At 66.7% G+C, this 18,318-nt stretch carries 17 protein-coding genes; 1 reads left to right on the top strand and 16 read right to left on the bottom strand.

What is annotated here, in order from left to right; all coding sequences use genetic code 11:
- Nucleotides 1-18 precede the first annotated feature (18 nt).
- The 8 genes from eutC to ehuR all read right to left on the bottom strand — a co-directional run bounded on the left by eutC (nt 19) and on the right by ehuR (nt 7,693).
- Entirely contained in the window at nt 19-1,011 is a 993-nt protein-coding gene (gene eutC / locus PHA8399_RS08440) for an ectoine utilization protein EutC (protein ID WP_058285711.1), read from the bottom strand.
- Nucleotides 1,004-2,011 carry a hydroxyectoine utilization dehydratase EutB gene (gene eutB, locus PHA8399_RS08435; RefSeq protein ID WP_058285710.1) on the bottom strand — a complete coding sequence of 336 codons (1,008 nt, stop codon included), beginning with the start codon at nt 2,009-2,011 and terminating at the stop codon, nt 1,004-1,006. The genes eutC and eutB overlap by 8 nt, the downstream gene beginning before the upstream one ends.
- Before the next feature lie 18 nt (nt 2,012-2,029).
- The gene (eutA, locus tag PHA8399_RS08430) at nt 2,030-2,794 is read right to left on the bottom strand and encodes an ectoine utilization protein EutA (RefSeq protein WP_058285709.1); all 765 of its coding nucleotides are present in this window, start codon (nt 2,792-2,794) and stop codon (nt 2,030-2,032) included.
- Between the two features lie 10 nt (nt 2,795-2,804).
- Complete coding sequence (locus PHA8399_RS08425) at nt 2,805-3,242, bottom strand: universal stress protein (RefSeq protein ID WP_058285708.1); 438 nt, start codon at nt 3,240-3,242, stop codon at nt 2,805-2,807.
- 11 nt (nt 3,243-3,253) lie between these two features.
- Nucleotides 3,254-4,540 carry a TRAP transporter large permease gene (locus PHA8399_RS08420; protein WP_058285707.1) on the bottom strand — a complete coding sequence of 429 codons (1,287 nt, stop codon included), beginning with the start codon at nt 4,538-4,540 and terminating at the stop codon, nt 3,254-3,256.
- Between the two features lie 10 nt (nt 4,541-4,550).
- Nucleotides 4,551-5,117 carry a TRAP transporter small permease gene (locus PHA8399_RS08415; protein WP_058285706.1) on the bottom strand — a complete coding sequence of 189 codons (567 nt, stop codon included), beginning with the start codon at nt 5,115-5,117 and terminating at the stop codon, nt 4,551-4,553.
- A gap of 69 nt (nt 5,118-5,186) precedes the next feature.
- Entirely contained in the window at nt 5,187-6,203 is a 1,017-nt protein-coding gene (locus tag PHA8399_RS08410; RefSeq protein WP_058285705.1) for a TRAP transporter substrate-binding protein, read from the bottom strand.
- Between the two features lie 95 nt (nt 6,204-6,298).
- A complete protein-coding gene (gene ehuR, locus PHA8399_RS08405) occupies nt 6,299-7,693 on the bottom strand; it encodes a MocR-like ectoine utilization transcription factor EhuR (protein ID WP_058285704.1) in 1,395 nt (464 codons plus the stop codon).
- A gap of 168 nt (nt 7,694-7,861) precedes the next feature.
- Between ehuR and PHA8399_RS08400 the strand changes: the two genes are divergently transcribed.
- Nucleotides 7,862-8,884: a nucleotidyltransferase family protein gene (locus tag PHA8399_RS08400; protein ID WP_058285703.1), complete on the top strand. Its 1,023-nt coding sequence runs from the start codon at nt 7,862-7,864 to the stop codon at nt 8,882-8,884.
- A gap of 7 nt (nt 8,885-8,891) precedes the next feature.
- Here PHA8399_RS08400 and PHA8399_RS08395 read toward each other — a convergent pair whose 3' ends face one another.
- From PHA8399_RS08395 to peaB, 8 genes are all read right to left on the bottom strand, one after another.
- Nucleotides 8,892-10,595 (bottom strand): AMP-binding protein, encoded by a 1,704-nt coding sequence (locus tag PHA8399_RS08395; protein WP_058285702.1) that lies wholly within the window; start codon nt 10,593-10,595, stop codon nt 8,892-8,894.
- 67 nt (nt 10,596-10,662) lie between these two features.
- Nucleotides 10,663-12,066: an aldehyde dehydrogenase family protein gene (locus PHA8399_RS08390; RefSeq protein WP_058285701.1), complete on the bottom strand. Its 1,404-nt coding sequence runs from the start codon at nt 12,064-12,066 to the stop codon at nt 10,663-10,665.
- 15 nt (nt 12,067-12,081) lie between these two features.
- Nucleotides 12,082-13,074 carry a helix-turn-helix domain-containing protein gene (locus PHA8399_RS08385; RefSeq protein WP_082649495.1) on the bottom strand — a complete coding sequence of 331 codons (993 nt, stop codon included), beginning with the start codon at nt 13,072-13,074 and terminating at the stop codon, nt 12,082-12,084.
- Nucleotides 13,071-13,727: a S8/S53 family peptidase gene (locus PHA8399_RS08380; protein ID WP_058285700.1), complete on the bottom strand. Its 657-nt coding sequence runs from the start codon at nt 13,725-13,727 to the stop codon at nt 13,071-13,073. The genes PHA8399_RS08385 and PHA8399_RS08380 overlap by 4 nt, the downstream gene beginning before the upstream one ends.
- Nucleotides 13,724-15,469, bottom strand: a complete 1,746-nt coding sequence (locus PHA8399_RS08375; protein WP_058285699.1) for an ABC transporter ATP-binding protein — start codon at nt 15,467-15,469, stop codon at nt 13,724-13,726. Before PHA8399_RS08375 ends, PHA8399_RS08380 begins: the two co-directional genes overlap by 4 nt.
- Nucleotides 15,466-16,545, bottom strand: a complete 1,080-nt coding sequence (gene peaD / locus PHA8399_RS08370) for a quinohemoprotein amine dehydrogenase subunit beta (protein WP_058285698.1) — start codon at nt 16,543-16,545, stop codon at nt 15,466-15,468. Before peaD ends, PHA8399_RS08375 begins: the two co-directional genes overlap by 4 nt.
- Nucleotides 16,546-16,558: 13 nt before the next feature.
- Nucleotides 16,559-16,882: a quinohemoprotein amine dehydrogenase subunit gamma gene (gene qhpC, locus PHA8399_RS08365; protein ID WP_058285697.1), complete on the bottom strand. Its 324-nt coding sequence runs from the start codon at nt 16,880-16,882 to the stop codon at nt 16,559-16,561.
- Nucleotides 16,879-18,303 (bottom strand): quinohemoprotein amine dehydrogenase maturation protein, encoded by a 1,425-nt coding sequence (peaB, locus tag PHA8399_RS08360; protein WP_058285696.1) that lies wholly within the window; start codon nt 18,301-18,303, stop codon nt 16,879-16,881. Before peaB ends, qhpC begins: the two co-directional genes overlap by 4 nt.
- Nucleotides 18,304-18,318 lie beyond the last annotated feature (15 nt).

Here is an 18,318-nt window from a genome sequence, read left to right as displayed (position 1 = left end):
TGCGTGGTTCCTGGTTGGTCAGCTGGTGAAAGTGGCGCCTGCCCCCGCCGCCTCAGCGCGGGAGCCTGCAAGGGTTGCGATGGCGGTGTCCTGCACACCGGTGCCGGTCAGGTCGGCAATGATCAGATCACTGGCGGACCGGCGGCCTGCGGCCTTGCCCGCGGTGATCCCGCCCAGTTCGGCAAAGCGTCGGTCTTCGGGGATCAGCCCCGCAGCGATAGCGCTGCGCAGCTCGCCCTTGACGGCGCATTGCGCCTGGCTGTCGGGCACATAAAGATCCGCTTTCGCCAGACAGGCCGGCTCCAGCTCGCACTTGTGCGCCTGGTCCGATCCCATGGCGATCACCAGCTGGCCGGGCTGCAGCCAATCTGCCTTGATGACAGGCGCGGGTGCGGGCGTGGTGGTGACGACAATATCCGCCGAGGAAACCGCCGCCGCGGCGTCAGTGGCCGCGGTGACGTCAATCCCCAGCTCGCTGCGCAGGCTGGCCGCGGCGGCCTCTGCTTTGGCGGTGTCCCGCGCCCAGATCACGGCACTGTCAACGCCGCGCACCAGGGTCATCGCCTTCAGCTGCATCCGCGCCTGCACGCCTGCGCCGATGATGCAGACGCGCCTTGCATCCTCCCGCGCCAGATGGCGCGCCGCAACCGCTCCGGCGGCGGCGGTGCGCACATCGGTCAGGTATCCATTGTCCAGCAGCAGCGCCTCCAAAAGGCCGGTCCGGCTGGAAAACACCACCATCAGCCCGGTGGTGCTGGGCAGCCCAAGCTTGGGATTATCGAAAAACCCCGGGCTCATCTTCATGGCAAAGCTCTCGACCCCCGGCACATAGGCCGTTTTCACGCAGACCTCGCCGTTGTGATCCGGAACCAGCAGCGTCATGATCGGCGGCATCTCCACCCCGCCGCCCGCCAGCGTGGTAAAGCCCTGCTCCACACAGTCCACCGCATCGCCGTCCAGCGGCACCAGGCCGCGCAGCTCCGCCTCCGTCAGAATCCTGATGTCAGGCATTGGCACCTCCCCCGGCCTCTGCCGCCGCATCCGCATCTTCACCATCAATGATCCGCTTGTGCAGATCCATGCCGATGTTCTGGCCGCTCACCAGCACCGCGCAGCGCCCCGGATGCTCAATCTTGCCCGCCAGCAGGGCGGCAATGCCGACACTGCCGGAGCCTTCGATCACCAGCCGCTCCTCGAAATAGGCGTGCCGGATGGCCGCCGCGATCTCCGCCTCGGAGACCAGCACCACATCATCAACGAGCGCCTTGGTCATTTCAAAGGTATAAGCATTGTCCAGCCCGATGCCGCCGCCCAGGGAATCCGCCAGCGTCGGCAGCTCCTCGACCTGCACCGGCTTGCCCGCCTGCAGGCTGGCGTGCATCGCCGCGCCGCGCGCCATGCTGACGCCGATCACCCGGATCGCCGGGTTCACCGCCTTCATCACCATCGCCACGCCGGAGATCAGCCCGCCGCCCGACAAGGGCACCAGCACGGTTTCCAGATCCGGCGCCTGCTCCAGCATCTCCAGCGCAACGGTGCTTTGCCCCGCGATAATATCGCGGTGGTCAAAGGGCGGCAGCATGGTCATGCCCTCGGCCACCAGCCGGTCGACCTCCACCTGCGCATCATCCTGCGAGCGGCCTGTGATCCGCACCTCGGCGCCGTGGGACTTGATGCCCTCGACCTTGTTCTGCGGCACCAGTTCCGACATGCAGATGATGCAGCGCACCCCGGCCTGCGCCGCCGCATAGGCCAGCCCGCGCCCGTGATTGCCGGTGGAGACGCCAACGACCCCCGCCGCGCGCTGTTCCCCGCTCAGCGACAACACCGCATTGGTGGCGCCGCGCAGCTTGAAACTGCCGGTGATCTGGCTGCTTTCCAGCTTCAGCGAAACCGCACCGCCGCACCGCGCGCTGAGCGCAGGAGAAGGCACCATCGCCGTCTGCCGGACCCGCCCGGCGATCCGCGCCCGGGCCTGAAAGCTGTCCTGAAGGGTGATTTTCTCAGTCATTGCACCTGTCTTGCCTGATTAGAGTTCGAACAGCCGGCCATAGCCCGGCACCGCATCCGTGATCCCCGCCAGCCGCAGGCAGCGCCAGACCATCGCCTGGTTCGAGCTGACAACCGGCTTGCCCAGCCGGTCCTCGATCCGCTGCACGCACGGCGCGGCCCGCAGCGCGGTGCAGGACAAAAACAGCGCCTCCGCGCCCGCATCACAGGCAGCAATCCCGGCCTCGATGATGCTGTCCTCGGAAATCCGCGCCATCCGGCGGTCGTCGGTCAGCCCTAAACAGGCGGCACTGACCACCTCCGGCCCGTGCGCGTCGAAATACTGCGCCATCTCATCGGTGACTTCGGGGCTGTAGGGGGTCAGCAGCGACACCCGCCTGGCCCCCAGTGCCTGAAACGCATCAAACGCGGCAGAGCTGGGGGTGACGCAGGGCGTGGCCGGCTTGGCCGCGTTGAGATACCCGGCGACCGCCTCATTGCCCAGAACGATCGAGGCCGCGGTGCAGCCATAGGCCACCACATCCACCGCTTCCCCCGGAAGGATCTGCGCCGCCGCCGCGCTCAGCCGCGGGCCGGTCTGCAGCAGCGTTTCCCGGGTGGTCGGATTCTCGAATTCGATCCGGTTCACATAAACGCCAACCCGGTCCGGGTCGCAGATCCGGGCAAAGTCGCGCTCCGACGTGTGATCGGTCGCCAGTGCGATCAGCGCGATCCGCTTGGGCACCGGGCGGTCGTCCAGCCGGGCCGCAACGCGCGACGGCGTGGCATGGATATCAAGAGCCATTTTCGCTTTCCTAAACAACAAGAACCGGGGTTTCCGCCAGGCTCGTCACCTTGTGGGAGACACTGCCCAGCAGGACGCCCTCCAAAGAGCCAAGGCCGCGGCTGCCGATCACGATGAGGTCATGCTCGTGCTCCCCGGCAAAGCTTGTGATGGTGCGCGCCACCGGCCCGGCTTTGACAAAGGCGCGCGGGGCGTCGATGCCGCCCGCCCGCGCCAGCGCCTTGCCGCGCTCGGCCACTTCCCGGGCGCGGCTGCGCATGATCTCGTCCAAATCCTCCGGCTGATCGGGGCGCACCATATGCATCGAGGCCTCCAGCAGCGAATGGTGGCGGTAGACCGTCAGCAGCGTCAGCGCGGCGCCGCACAGCTGCGCCAGCTCCGCCGCCTTGGCCAGCGCGGCCTCTGCGCCTTGCGAGCCGTCAAAGGGCACCAGAACTGATGTGAACATCGCCGCGCCCCCTACTTGGCAAACGCCAGGTCGCGCAGGAACAGCGCAATCTGCGGGAAGAAGATCAGCGCCACCGACACGCCCAGAAGCATCAGGATGAACGGCGGCGTGCCACGCACCACCTCGGCATAGGGGCGCTTGAACACGGCGATGGCGGTGAAGATATCGCAGCCGAACGGCGGCGTGGCCGATCCGATGGCGACCTGCAGCGTGATGATGGTGCCGACCAGCACCGGATCCAGCCCCACCGATTTCACCACCGGCGCAAACACCGGCACCAGCACCAGGATCACCACGATGGGATCAACGAACATGCAGCCGATGAAGAACGCGATGGAGATCACGAACAGCACCCCGATGCCCCCCATCTCGGCAATGCCGATGGCGCCCAGGATCTGCTGCGGCACCTGCGCGAAGGAGATCACCCAGGAAAACGCCGCCCCTGCCCCCACCAGGATGAACACGATGGCGGTGATCAGGCCGGTCGACTTGGCGGTCTCATACACATCCGCCAGTGACATCGAGCGGAACACCATCACCTCCAGGATCAGCGCATAAAGCACACAGGCCGCCGCCGCCTCGGTCGGGCTGAACACGCCGCCATAGATGCCGCCGATGATGATCACCGGAAACCCCATCGGCCACAGCGCCTGCCGCATGGTCTGAAACCGCTCGCCCCAGGTGGCCTTGGGCTCTGCCGGCACATTGTTGCGCACCGCATAGATATAGGCATAGGCGGAAAACAGCAGCAGGATCAGCAGCCCCGGCCCGATGCCCGCAATGAACAGCTCGGCAATCGAGGTGCTGGAAACCACCCCGTAGATGATCATCCCGATGGAGGGCGGGATCAGAAAGGCGATGTCGCTGGCATTGACGATCAGGGCCAGCACAAAGCTGTCCTTGTACCCGGCTTTCAGCATCCGCGGCCTGAGCGGCGAGCCGATGGCCACAACCGTCGCCTGGGTCGATCCCGACACCGCGCCGAACATGGTGCAGGCGGCTGCGGTTGAAATCGCCAGCCCGCCGCGGATGTGCCCGACATAGGCCATCACCACATTGATCAGCCGCCCGGCCGACTGGCCGCGGGTCATGATGTCGGCGGCAAAGATGAACATCGGCACCGCAATCAGCGACGCGGGCCGGATGCCCGCCAGCATCTGCTGCACCATGGTCTCGGTCCGGGCCAGATCGCCGAACAGCATCAGAAAGCCGATGAACGCGCCGGCAATCAGCGGGATCATCATCGGAAAGCCCAGCAGCAGCAGGACAATCATGGTCAGGAAAATAGTTGCAGCCATGGGTCCGTCCTCAGATCTCGATTTCTTCCGTGTCCTCGTACCCCTCCTGCACATGGGTCGAGAGGTAGACGCCGGGGGACGTCAGGTTGCGCACCGCGGTCAGCAGGTACTGGGCGCCGGTCATGAAGAACCCCGCAGGCACCCAGACCAGGATCACCCAGACCGGGATCTGCAAGGCCGGCAGCACCCGCCCGCGCGACGCCTGCGAGCCGATGTATTTCACCGCGTAAAAGCACAGCAGGAACATGAAGCCCGCGGTGATCACCGAAATCACCACCACCATCACCTTGCGCAGGTGCGGCGGCAGCAGGTCATAAACCGCCGACATCCGGATGTGGCGGGCATTGCGCGCCGCATAGCTGATGCCGGCAAAGGTGATCAGGATGATCAGGATCCGGTTCAGCTCCTCGGAGAAGAAGATGGAATTGCCCAGCACGAACCGCCCCACCACATTGGCCACGGTATTGGCGGCCATCAGCAGCACGCCGGCGGCCAGCAGGAACGACTCGGTGCGGCTGATGGCGCTGTCGATCACCCCCAGGAAACCGGGCAGCGCGGAGTCATGTGTCTGGTGCATTCCGTTCTCCCAAGGTCTGCGGCTGGCTGAGCGGGCAGCCCCCGCTCAGCAGCACGCGCCATGCAGGCGTCAGTTGGCGGTGGCCGCCAGATCCGCCTTCATCTGCTCCAGGATCGCGGCACCGCTGTCGCCGGTCATCTCGATGAACTTGGCCTCAACCTCAGCCGCCGCCTCCTTGAAGCAGCTGCGCTGCTCGTCGGTCAGCACCGTCACCTGCATCTCCGGCTTGGCCTCCATGATCTTGGCCAGCTCGGTCTCTGCCGCCTCCTGCTGGTAGACCACCGTGTGGTCATAGGCCGCCTGCGCCGCGTTCTGCACCAGCTGCTGATCCTCGGCGCTCAGCCCGTCATAGAAATCCTTGTTGGCCATCACCGCGGTGGTGAAATTGTTGTGGCCGGCATAGGTGATGTAATCGGTGACCTCATAGATCTTGGTCGAGTACAGGAAGAACGTCGGGTTCTCCTGCCCCTGGATCACATTGGTCTGCAAACCGCCGTACACCTCGCCCCACGGCAGCGGCGTCGGGGTGGCGCCAAAGGCCTTGTAGCTTTCGACCAGCAGCGGGTTGGTCATCACCCGGAATTTCACCTCGTCCAGATCGGCGCAGGTCGTGACCGGCGTCTTGGTGGTCATCGCCACTTCGCCCTCGGGGAACATGTTCAACAGCTCCAGCCCCTGATCGGCATAGAGCGGCTTGAACATACCGTTGATCGCCTTGCTCTCCTTGTAGAAGCGCGCCAGGTGGTCCTGATCGGTTGGCAGCAGATAGGGCACAAAGAACACCTGCGCCTCGGGAATCAAGGAGCCGGTGAAACCCGGCGACTGGTCGACGAACTGCAGGATGCCGTCCTGGGTCTGCTCCATGATGTCGGCGGATTCGCCCAGCGTGCCATAGGGGAAAAGCTGGATCTCGTGATCCGAGTTCGCCTCGATCTCTTCCTTGAACTTCTGCGCATAGACGCCCTGCACATCGGTCATCGCCTCCTCAAAGGCGTACCGCCAGGTGTCCGCCTGCGCCGCGCTGCCCGCCAGGGCAATCCCCGCCGCTGCCAGGGCGGCGAAGCTGAATGTGACTGTCTGAGCCATGATTTCCTCCCAAGTCTCACCGGTGCCTGCGCACCGCTGCGACAGACTTGAGAGGAATTGTACTGCATGTCAATTTTTTTATTGTTGCAGGACAATCAGTATGTGAAGGGCGCAATCCCCTCCGGCGGACGGCCCAGCATCCCGCCGATCAGCTCCAGCGCCTGCCGGAACCGGTCCTGATCCTGCACGCTGCCCAGCGAGACCCGCACCGCGTTCTGCGGCGGGGTCTTGGGGGTCAGGAACGGCGCATCAGGGGCGACCGCCACCTTCAGCTCCTGCGCGTAGGAGACAAAGCTGGCGGTGGTCCAGCCCGCGGTCAGCGGCAGCCACAGGTGCAGCGCCGACGGATGCCCCTGCCAGTCCCAGCCCTGCAGCACGTCTTCGGCAATGGCATACCGCTCCGCCAGCGCCCGGCGCTGCCACTGGGCCAGCTCCAGCGCAGTGCCGTCCTGCACCCAGCGGGTGGCCAGCTCGCACATCAGGGGCGTCGCCATCCAGCCGAACACCACAATCCGCCCGGTCAGCGCCGGCAGCAGATGCTCCGGCGCTGCCAGGTAGCCCGCGCGCAGCCCCGACACCGTGCATTTGGTGAAGGTCGTCAGGTAAATCGACCGCTCCGGCGCCAGCGCCGAAACCGGCACCGGGCGGTCCTGCGCCACCGGGCCGAAGGCATCGTTTTCGATGATGTGCAGATCATATTTGCGGGCAATCCCCACCAGCGCCCGGCGGCGCTCTTCCGGCATCATCCCGGCGGTGGAGTTGGCCAGGGAGGGAAGCAAAAACAGCACCTTGGGCGACTGCTCCCGGCAATAGCGCTCCAGCGCGTCGGGCAGGATGCCATCGCCGTCCGTCTCCAGCCCGGCCAGGTTCAGCCCAAGGTAGGAACATCCCGACACCAGCAGGTGATGGGTGATCTTGTCCGACACCACCGTATCGCCCGGCCGGGTCAGTGCCGACAGCGCCGCCGACATTCCGTGACTGGCGCCGTTGGTCATGATGATCCGCTCCGCAGGCACCTCCAGCCCGCAGATCCTCAGCCACTCCGCCCCCGCGGCGCGGTGCGCGTCATGGCCGACATTGGGGCGGCAGGACAGGTAATAACTCGGGTCCAGCGCCTCCGGCAGTTCCTTCAGCGCCTGCTGAAACCGCTCCGCATGCTGCTGCGAAAACAGCGGGCGCGAGATCGACAGATCAAAGCCGCCGCCCTTCTCCGAACTCAGCTGGAACGGCTGGTCATTGGACGTATCCGGGTCCAGCACATAGCTGCCGCGCCCCACCTGCCCGTCAATCAGCCGCTGCCGCCGCAGGCTTTCATAGGCCTTGCTGACGGTGTGCACGCTCAGCCGCAGCTCCTCCGCCATTTTGCGGTGGGTCGGCAGCTGCGTGCCCTTGGGCAGCCGCCCGTCCGAAATGGCCTTGGCGATGGCGGCGGCCAGGCTGCTGTGCAGCGGCGTGGCCAGCGAAGCGGGATCGGGATACCAGATTGTCATGGTTCAATTGTATAGCGCCCCGCGCCGCAAACCCCAAGACAATTGCCGCAGAGCGCAGAATCACCAGCCCCGCCCGCTTCCCGCCACCCCTACCCCACAAAAAATATTTCGTAGGGTAAGAAAACCGGCTATACATACCCCACAAATAATTTTCTGTGGGGCAGCCCCGTGATCCACCACCACTCCGCCGCCGGCACCGCCGCCTGGACCGATCTTCTGCGCTCGCTCAAGGACAGCGCCGTCTCCGGCCTGCGCGGCGCCCCCAAACTCAAGACCATCGGCCGCAAGCGCTACTGGTACGACCACTACCGGATCGGCACCGAAACCGTGGACCGCTACATCGGCGAAGACACGGAGGAACTGCGCAGCCGGCTGGAGCGCCAGAAACCGATCGCCGAGGCCGAGAAACAGGCCAGCCGCGAGCGCGCCCGCCTGATGCGCACCCTGCGCGCCGAGGGCTATCTTATGGCGGACGCCGGCAGCGGCCAGGTGATCTCCGCCATGGCCCGCGCCGGGGTGTTCCGGCTGGGCGGCACCCTGGTCGGCACCCAGGCCTTCCGCTGCTACGAGGGCGAGCTGGGCGTGCGCATCACCTTCGACCAGGCGGCGATGACCGACGACATCGACATCGCCAGTTTCGAGCGGCTATCGCTGGTGCTGCAGGACAGTGTCGACGCCCCGCTGGCCGATGTCTTCTCGGAACTGAAATTCGACCCCCTGCCCTCCACCGAAAAAGGCCAGGTCTGGCGCTGGCGGCAGACCGACCGCCGCACCCTGGTGGAATTCCTCACCCCGTCGTTCAGCGATCAGGAGGGCCTGCGCGAATTGCCCGCCCTCGGCGTCAGCGCCCAAAGCCTGCATTTCCTCAACTACCTGATTGCCGAACCGCTGCAGGCGCCCCTGCTCTACCGCTCCGGCGTGCTGATCCAGATCCCCCGGCCCGAACGCTTTGCCATTCACAAGCTGATCGTCGCCGACCGCCGCCGCGGCGGCGCCGATGCGCTGAAATCGCGCAAGGACCGGGCCCAGGCCGCCTTCCTGATCGAGGTGCTGCACGCCGAGCGCCCCGATGATCTGGCCGAGGCGTATGAAACCGCGATGGAGCGCGGCCCGGCCTGGCGCGCCCGCATTGCCGCCAGCCTGCAGCAAATGCCGGAAACCCGCGCCCTGCTGGAGACGCTGCCGTCCTGATCCTGCCTTAGCCGGCCTGCAGCTGCCGCACCATTTCGTCCCGCATCCGGAACTTCTGCGGCTTGCCGGTGACGGTCATCGGCAGCTCCGCCACGATCCGCACATGCTGCGGGATCTTGAAATGGGCGATCTGGCCGCGGCAATGGCTGCGCACGGCCTCTTCCTCCAGGCTGGCGCCCGCCGCAGGCACCACCCAGACGCAGACCTGCTCGCCGAACCTGTCGTCCGGCACCCCGAACACCTGCGCATCCGCGATGTCCGGATGGCGGATCAGGAACTCCTCGATCTCGCGCGGATAGATGTTCTCGCCGCCGCGGATGATCATGTCCTTCACCCGCCCGGTGATGCTGCAGAACCCCTGATCGTCAAACGTGCCCAGATCGCCGGTGCGCATCCAGCCGTCCCGGATCGCCTCCGCCGTCGCGGCGGGGTCGTCCCAATAGCCCTGCATCACCGAATAGCCGCGCACCACCAGCTCGCCCCGCCCCCCCGCGGGCACGGTGCGGCCCTCGCCGTCCACCGCCTTCACCTCCAGATGCGGATGCACCCGGCCCACGGTGGTGCAGCGTTTCTCTGCCGGATCAGAGGTAAAGCTCTGAAAGGACACCGGCGCGGTTTCGGTCATGCCATAGCAGATCGTCACCTCCTGCATATGCATGTCGCGGTTGACCCGCCGCATAATCTCAATCGGGCACGGCGCGCCGGCCATGATGCCGGTGCGCAGGGAGGACACATCGCGGGGTGACTGGTCCAGCTCCTGCAGCATGGCGACAAACATCGTCGGCACGCCATAAAGCGCGGTGGCGCGTTCCGCGGCGGCGGCCTCCAGCACCGCGGCGGGTTCAAATGCCTCACCCGGGAAGATCATCGCCGCCCCCTTGGACACCGCCCCCAGCACCCCCATCACCATGCCAAAGCAATGGTACAGCGGCACCGGGACCAGCAGCCGGTCGGCCTGCGTCAGCTTGATGCGGCTGGTGACGAACCGGGCGTTGTTGACGATGTTGAAATGCGTCAGCGTCGCCCCCTTGGGCAGTCCCGTGGTGCCGGAGGTGAACTGGATGTTGATCGCCTCCTCCGGTGTCAGGTCCGCGCTGAGCGCGTCCAGCGCGGCGGCGTCCGCACCCGCGCCCATCTCCTGCAAGGTTTCAAAGGGCAGAACGCCGGGGCCGGGATCCGCCGCCATCACCACGACATGGCGCAGGGCGGGCAGCCGCACCGCCGCCAGCTGGCCGGGGGCGGCGTCAGCCAGCTCTGGCGCCAGTTCGCGGATCATGCCCAGGTAGTTGGAACTCTTGAAGCTTTCCGCCGCGATCAGCACCTTGCAGCCGGTCTTGTTCAGCGCATATTCCAGCTCCGCCAGCCGGTAGGCCGGGTTGATCGTCACCAGAATGGCGCCGATCCGGGCGGTGGCGAACTGGGTCAGCACCCATTCGCAGCGGTTCGGCGACCAGATGCCGACCCGGTCGCCCTTGACGACCCCCAGCTCCAGCAGCCCCGCCGCCAGCTCATCCGCCTGCTGCGCCAGCTCCGCATAAGTCATCCGGATGCCCGCATCCGGGAACACCAGCGCCTCGCGGCTGCCATGCCGCTCCACCGCCTGCCGCAGCAGCGCCGGGATGGTGATATGCTGCAGCGGCGGCTCATTCGGCCCCCGCACATGCGACAGGCCGTCAATCGGGGCGGTAGGATCAGGGTGCAGGTCAGTCATGGCCGTCCTCTGCTGGATAAACGGACCGGGCCGCCGCGACGGCAGCCCGGGCAAGGGTCAAACGCGATCAGCCGCGGGCGACGTTGATCACCTGCATCTGGGTATATTCCGCCAGCCCCTCGACCGACTGTTCCACCCCCAAGCCAGAGCCCTTGAAACCGGCCATCGGGATATGCGGACCGATGTTCAACTGCTGGTTCACCCAGATGGTGCCGGATTCGATGCGCCCGGCGATTTCGGTTGCCTTGGCAGTATCGCCCGAATGCACCGACCCGCCCAGCCCGTAATCGGAGGCATTGGCCCGCGCGATCACATCGTCGATATCGTCAAAGCGGATCACCGGCAGGACCGGGCCGAACTGCTCCTCGTCGACGATCTTCTGGCCGTCGGTCACATCGCGCACGATGGTGGGCGGCACGAAATAGCCGGGGCCGTCCTTGGGCGTCCCGCCGGCGATGATCTTGCCGCAGGCGCGGGCGTCCTCCAGGAAGCCCTTGATCTTGTCGAATTGCGCCTTGTTCTGGATCGGGCCGATGGTCGTCCCCTGCTTCATGCCGTCATCGACCACCGCCTGTTCGGCAAGGGCCACCAGCTCGGCGCAGAAGTCCTCGTAGATATCGCTGTGCACATAGGCCCGTTTCACCGCCAGGCAAACTTGCCCGGCATTCAGGAACGCCCCGCCATAGACCTTTTCCGCAGCCGCCTTCACATCCACATCCGGCAGCACGATGGCCGGGTCGTTGCCGCCCATCTCCAGCGTCACCCGCTTCATCGTGTCCGCGGCACTGGCCATGATCCGCTTGCCGGTCTCGGAGGAGCCGGTAAAGCCGATCTTGGCCACATCCGGATGCGCCGTCAGCTTGGGGCCAAGGTCATTGGCGTCGGTGATGATGTTCACAAGGCCCGCCGGGAAGATCCGGGCGCAGATCTCGCCCAGCTTCAGCGCCGCAACCGGGGTGGTAGGCGCGGGTTTCAGCACAATGGCATTACCTGCCATCAGCGCAGGCCCGATCTTCCAGCAGCACAAAAGCAGCGGAAAGTTCCAGGCGATGATGCCCGCCACCACGCCCAAGGGCTTGTGCCGGGTCTCGATCCGGAACTCCGCGTCGTCCTGGATCACCCGGTCCGGCAGCTCCAGCGTCGCAGTATGCGCCAGGTATCCTTGCGACCAGGCCACCTCGCCCTGCGCCTCGGGCAGCGGTTTCCCCTGTTCCATGGTGATCAGCCGCGCCAGCTCGTCCGCCTCCTCGCCGATGGCGGCGGCCAGCGCCTCCACCTTGGCGCGCCGTTCGACCATCGGGGTTTCCGCCCAAGCTTTCTGCGCTGCCTTGGCAGCGGCCACCGCCGCGTTCATCTGTGCTTCAGAGGCATGCGGCACGCGGGCGAACACCTCCTCCGTTGCCGGGTTGATCACCTCGATCATGCGCTCCGCCGAAACCTGTTCGCCGTTGATCAGCATGCCATAATCCATTGCCGTTCTCCCTGTTTATCCGTCAGCCGGGTTTGATCGCAAAAGACAACCACGCCCCGGCGGCGGGGTCTTGGGCAGCGGTGCCAAAGAGTTTGCGTCCTGCGCCAAAGATCCGCTGAAAGCGCAGGTGCTGAGGAACCCGCGCGGCGAGCAGCCGAACTGCTGGCGGAAGGTGCGGTTGAAGTGGGAGATATCGCCAAACCCCGCACCATAGGCGATCTGCGCAATCGGCACCCGCGCCCCCTGACGCGCCGCATGGCGCAGCTTGCCCGCGACCGCGGCCAGCCGGGCGCGGGTCAGGCAGTCGGTGAAGGTGGTGCCGTTCTCCTGAAACTCGCGCTGCAGCTGGCGCCGCGACAGCCCGGTGCGCGCGGCCAGCCTGTCAACAGTCAACCCCGGATCGCCGCTCAGCAGCTCCAGCGTCTCGCGCACCAGCCGGAACCGGTGCCCGCGGCTGCCGAGGCTTCCGGCTCCCCCACGCGCGACGGCGGCAAAGGCCAGCGGCACCAGATCAAAGAGATATCCCGCGCTGTTCTCCCCGCCGGTCCCCTCCAGCAGCCCGCACAGGCTGGCGTGCAGCGGATGCGGCGGCGCGATCTTGCAGCCCGCCGCGGGTATCTCCCGGCGCCGCTCCAGCACCAGTGCCCGCGGCAGATGCGCCGACCGGAACGCCGCAGGCCGGCCGCTGACGCGCAGCTCTGCCGCGCGGGTGGAATCGAGCAGCAGCAACTCCCCCGGCTGCAGCAGCGTCTCGCGGCCCGCGTGCTGGATGCCGGTCTCGCCCTCCAGCTGGTGCAGCAGAAAGAAATGCTCCTGATCATCGCGCAGGATGCCCTTGCGGGTGCGCTCGATGCGGGCCGGCGGGCAGCGGATCTCGGCCACATCCACACCGCTGCGCCGGCGCAGGCCGAACGATCCCGCCCACACCCCGGCCTCCCGTTCCGGTGTCGCATAGTAATGGCCGCAATTGGCCCGCAGGGTACTGTTCCAGTTGTCAAAGCAGATCATGCGGCGTGCGGCCCCCCTGCCCCGATGCGCTCGCGGCCCGTGAAGGCCGGAGTCCGCAGCATCTCCCCGATCCCGCCTTGCGCGCAGGCCCGGGCCAGCAGCCCGGTGAAATGCGCCGCTGCCAGGCTGGCGCCGCGCACCGGCGCGCCGGGACCGCCCGGACAGGCGCCGAACCGCGCCCCCGGCAGGTCCAGCAGCGACCACTGGCCGGGCGTGCAGCGCGCATCGCCCTGAACGGACAGAACGCCGTCGCACCCTGCCGGATAGACCGGCGCGCCGCGCGCCGGGGCGGAGGCCACCAGCAGCTTGCCTTCAGCCAGCACCGCCGCCACGCCCTCCGCCAGCACTGGGCTGGCCTCACCGTGGCCAAAGGAACAGTGAACGATCGCCGCCTCCGACTCCGCAGCCCGGCGCAGCGCCTCCGCCACGGTGGCAAGCGAGGTGGCAAGCCGCCCCGGAAAGATGCTGAGCCCCAAAATGCGGGCGGCGGGGGCATTGGCCCGGATGGCGGCAGCCATGTGGCTGGCGTGCAGCGCCGCCGGGCTTTCGGCGGCCCGCGGGTGCAGCGCGCACAGGTCCATGCGGGCAACAAGCCCCGGCGCATCCGCCGCCAGCGGCCCGTCAATCAGCGCAATCAGCGGCGCGCGGGTCATACCGCCCCCTCCGTCAGGTCGATCTCCATATCGAAATCCCCGCCCGCCGCCGCGCCGCCATGCGCGGTCAGGATGCGGGTGGCCTGGGGGAACGCCGCGTCGACATGGGCCAGGATGCGGGCCGCAGTGGCGGGATCCACCTCCGACAGCGCCTCATCCAGGATCAGGATATCAAAGGGCTGCAGCAACGCCCGCAGCAGGCACAGCCGCTGCCGCTCACCGCCCGACAGGGTCAGCCCGCTCTCGCCCAGCATGGTGTCCAGCCCCCCTGCCCCGCGGAACCTGTCTGCCAAGCCAAACAGCTCCAGCAGCGCCCAGACCTGCGCTTCGGACTCAGGCTTGGCCCAGAACGCGCGGCTTTGGAACAGGTTGTCCCGCAGGCTGGCCCGCAGGGTAAACGGCCGCTGCCCGGCATAGGCGACCCGCGCTGGCAAACCGGCCCCGCCCAGCAGGCTCAGGTCCGCGCCGCCCAAAGTGACACGCCCGGCCAGGGGCTGCGCCCGCCCACACAGAACCGCCAGCAAGGAGGTCTTGCCCGCCCCGCTCGCCCCTCTCAGCGCCACCCTGGCCCCTTCGGGAATGGTCAGGGTCAGCGGCCCCAACGGCGCCGCCGCCCCGCGGGAAACGGTGACGCCCGACAGCCGCAGGTCATAGCCGGCAGGCTCAAAACCGGCCGCCCGGGCAGGGCCATCCGCCTGCATCACCGCATCCAGCCGCGCCGCCGCTACCTTGACCCGCACCTGCGCGTGCCACAGGCCCAGCAGCGACTGCATCGGCCCGGTCATGAACCCCATGTAGGCCACGAACGCGATCAGTGAGCCCAGCGGCCACTCGCCCCGAATCACCATCAGGCCGCCCGCCAGAAAGATCGCCGACCGGGTCAAGGCCGACAGCAGCACCGGCACCGCACGGGTGAACTCGCCCCACAGGTTCTGCGCAATCAGCCGCTGGCTCAGCCCGGCATGATCGCGCAGGCTGCGCCGCTCAGCCCATGCCGTTCCGCGGGCGGCCTGCAACGCGGGCAGGCCGAACAGCGTCTCCGACAGCCCCGCCGCATACCGCCCCTGCCTCTCGCGCACCGCCGCCGCGTGGCGCTCTGTCCGGGGCCGCGCCCAGATCAGAAAGGCCAGCTCCGCAGGCGCCAGCAGCGCCGTCAGCAGCCCCAGCCGCCAGTCCAGCACCATCAGCATCGCCGAGCCGCCAACCAGCCGGATCAGCGCCGAGGAGCCGCCCAGGACCGCGTTGAACGCAAATTTCTGCACCTCCGCCGCGTCGCCATCCACCCGCGCCAGCAGCTCACCCGCGCGCTGGCTGGCAAACCACCCGGCAGGCTTTCCGGCCAGCCGTGACAGCAGCCGCTGCCGCATCCGCGCCAGCATCCGGACAGAGGCGCGCATGTGCAGGATATTGCTCAGCGCGCCGGTTCCGGTTGCCAGCAGGCCAACCGCAAACAGCGCCGCAGACCAGACCACCAGCTGCGCCGCATCCCCCGCCATCAGCCCGCGGTCGATCACCAGCTTGCTGATATAGGGCGGCAGCAATCCAATCGCGGCCGCAGCAAAACTGATCAGCAACAGCACTGCCAGCCGCCGCCGGTGCGGCCGCAGCAGCGGCAGCAGCCAGGCAGCCGTGGCGGGCGTGAAAAGCGCCGCGCCCGCACGTGATGGCAGGCGCGGCCAGGCGGCCCGGGCGGCAGCACCGCCGCCCGGCTGGGGGGAGAGTTTGGCAGCAGGCCCGGTCATCCCTGCGGCACGACATGCAGGGTGGAGACAGACATATCCCCGCCCGACGGCATCCGGATCTCGCCCACCCGCTCCAGCGTCTCGCTGTCATAGATGCCGATGTCTTCATTGGTGCCCGCGACATAAATCTCTTTCCCGTCGCTGGACACATTGATGACGTAGTAGGTGTGCGGCAGGTCCACCCGCTTCACCAACTCCTTGGTCTCAAGGTTGTGCTTGGACAGCTGGGTATAGACGCCATAAAGGTGCTTGGGATCGGTCGCGCTGCGCACGGCGGAGAACATCAGCACCTCGAAGGACGCAAAATCGGCGATCTCCGTCTCCCCGGTGGTGAGGTCAACAGACTGATACCCCCAGACAAAATCCGCCATCTCCTGCTGGGTTTCGTCGGTGAACACCGCCGCGGTGTACATCAGCAGCATCTCGTCGTTCTGGCTGCCGGTGGGCCAGAACGCCAGCACATCCGGCGGGCTGTAGGTGGGGCGGTCCCAGCTGGCATTGGCAATCGCCACCTCGGTCGCGCCGTTGGAGGGGTCCACCCGGTAGATCTCGTGCCCTGCGACATAGACCTGACCGTTTCGGTCGCTCGCCATCAGGGTGGACCGGCGCGGCGCCTCAAAGGTGGCGGACGGCTTGGCCTCCAGCCCGGCGCCCGCGTCATAGACGGCAAACTCCGGCTGCATCACCTCGTAGCGGTCGGTCTTCTTGCGCACCGGATTGCGCACCGTATAGATCTGGCTGCCGTCCTTGGACACCGCCAGCGAGGCCAGCGAGCGGCGGGTCACGTCGCCCTCGGACTGGGCGGCGTGAAACACCTTCTCGCAGGTTTCGATATCGACACCCACAACGTCCTGCCAGTGGTTCAGCAGCACATAGGCGATGCGGTTGTCCGGCGACATCGCAATGACGCCCGGCGTCACATTCGCCCCCAGATCGCAGTCCGCTTTGACCGAACGGTCCTGAGCGTCAAAAACATAGAGGTTGGAGGGCCGGGCCACCGTCACCAGAAGGTCGCCGGCGGCCAGCGGCAGAGCTGTGGCGCAGAGCGCGGCAGCAGCAAAAAGCGCGGATTTCATGATGCGGGTCTCCTCAGGTTTCGGCATCGGTGGGATAGGTGGCGCCAAGCGCGCGCCAGTCCTTGGCGGCATTGGGCGCGCCCTCGTCCCAGTTCGGGTGGTTGACCATGATGTCGGGCACCTGCGCGGGCCACCAGCAGGGGTCGGAGCAGCCGTAAAGATCCGCCTCCATCGGCTGGCACAGGGCAGCCAGGCCGCCAAAGGGGTCGACCTCCCAGCCCGGATCGAAGGTGGTGGCACAACCTGCGGTCACGGTCTGCATCGCGCGGACCTCTTCCATCTGGCCTTGGGACGCAGCCTGCTGAACGCGTTCGGCTTTCTGATTGAGCGGTTTCATTTTCCAAACGCCCTCCTCGGCGCAACATGTTGGTGGAAATACTGCGGCGCCTGGGCGATCAGCCGGGCATAGGCGGCGACGCCAAAGTCGATCCAGTCGCGCATCAGGTCGCAGTAGTGATAGGTCGGCATCATCGGGTCGCTGAAATGGGCATAGCTCTCGTGATAGCAGCCCCCCGCGCACAGGTTGCGGATCCGGCAGGTGGCGCAGCCCTTCTCGGTCCGGTCAGAGCGCGCCTTGATGAAGCCCGACAGCTCCTTGCGCTTGATGCCCTCATCGACGGTGCCGAACTGGTCCATTTCCGATCCGGTGAACCGGTGGCAGAGGTTCAGCGCGCCGTCGTGATTGACCGCCAGCATCCCCACCCCGGCGCCGCAGGGCAGCGCCTTGGAACGCCCCTCATAGAGGTCGTTCATCATCTGATGCATGTTGGAAAAGCCGATGTTGCGCCCCTCCAGCGCTGCCTCGACATAGAGTCTACCAAGGGATTTCATCCCCTCGAACACCTCCAGCAGCTCGGCGCCATTCAGGTTGAAGGCATCCATGTCTCCCGAGGTGACCGGCGAAAACCCGACCTCGGCAAAGCCGATATCGTTGATCAGATGGTCCCAGATCTCCACGATATTGGTGATCCCCGCCGTCAGGGTGACTCGGGCGCCCACCGGCTTGGACTTGTACCGCGACAGCAGCAGCCGCGCCTTGGCGGCCACCGTGTCATAGGTGCCCTTGCCGCCCACCGTCTTGCGGTTCAGATCGTGCTGCGCCTTCGGCCCGTCGATCGAAACCGTCAGGCCAAAGCGGTGCGCGTCCAGCCAGTCAATCACCGGCTCGGTCAGCAGCGTTGCATTGGTCGTCAGGCTGAAGTTCACCTCCTTGCTAAGTGCTTGAAAATGCGGCTCGGCCCACTCCACGACCTGCCGGATCAAGGGCAGGTTCGACAGCGGCTCGCCGCCGAAGAACACGATGTTGTAGCTGTCCCGGTCCGGGTTCTCCGCCAGCAGCATCTCCGCCGACTTCCGCGCGGTGTCAAAGGCCATCTTCTGGCCCTTGGACGGCACCGCCAGATCCTCCTTGTAGCAGTAGGAGCAAGCCAGGTTGCAGCCGGTGTTGACGTTCAGAACGATGGTCGTCAGCGGGAAGGTCTCGATCTCGATCGGCGGCCGTTCCGGCTGCAGCGGGCGGCCGTCGTTGACGATATCCAGCCGCACCAGCCCGTCGAGCCTTGCCGCCGCATCCTCGGCCGCAAACCGCGCCTCGAACTCGTCCATCGAGAACGCCTGCGCCTGCGCCGCATAGTCGAGGATATCGCGGTCCACCCCGTCCATCTCGAAGATCGAGGTGGTCGGCACATGGAACAGAACCTCCCGCCCTTCGACCTCAACACGGTGCGCATTGGCCGGCTGATAGTGAAAGTCTTTCATGGTCTCTCTCCCCTG

This window comes from Leisingera aquaemixtae (assembly GCF_001458395.1).
In the GTDB taxonomy this organism is placed as follows: domain Bacteria; phylum Pseudomonadota; class Alphaproteobacteria; order Rhodobacterales; family Rhodobacteraceae; genus Leisingera; species Leisingera aquaemixtae.
Note: the sequence above shows the minus strand (reverse complement) of the source record. Positions and strands in the feature narration are given on the sequence as shown.